Below are 466 nucleotides of genomic sequence, written 5' to 3'. Positions count from 1 at the left end.
TGTTCGGTCACGTGCAACGTGTCGGTGGTTGCGTCGTAGCTCCAGATGACCGGGTAGGTCTCGCCGGAAGCGCACGAGTTCGTGCAGTCTTCGACTTCCGTCGTCACCTGCCCATCGTTGACGTACGTGATGCTGTAGTCCCCGATCGGCTGAGACATACCGCTGTGGTCGATCCCGATCTCGATGAGCTGAGGTGTGGCTGAGGTCTCGTCCATGCGGTACAGGGTCGAGAAATGTCCGTTCGATCCGACGAACCAGTCCACAACGACTTCGGAGATGCCGTCGCCGTCAAGATCGCCCGGCGCTGTCAGTTGGAACGGCATGCCGCCCAGCGGTCCGTCACCGAAGGGGTTCGCGGCGGTCGTGATGGTTTGCTGCACGGCCCAGGAGCCATCCTGGCCGTCGGAGACGACTTCGATCCGTCCGTCCATGGCGAGGGGGTCTCCTGCGTACGCGAGTACCGCAA

General features: G+C 62.4%; 1 protein-coding gene. It reads right to left on the bottom strand.

The features are described from left to right. Positions 1-431: hypothetical protein (locus tag VSR71_RS35050; protein WP_342917915.1), on the bottom strand; the 431-nt coding region annotated here is incomplete at its 3' end. Between the last annotated feature and the right edge of the window lie 35 nt (positions 432-466).

Source organism: Cupriavidus oxalaticus (genome assembly GCF_038900635.1).
Taxonomy (GTDB): domain Bacteria; phylum Pseudomonadota; class Gammaproteobacteria; order Burkholderiales; family Burkholderiaceae; genus Cupriavidus; species Cupriavidus oxalaticus_B.
This window is presented reverse-complemented; position numbering and strand designations above follow the sequence as displayed.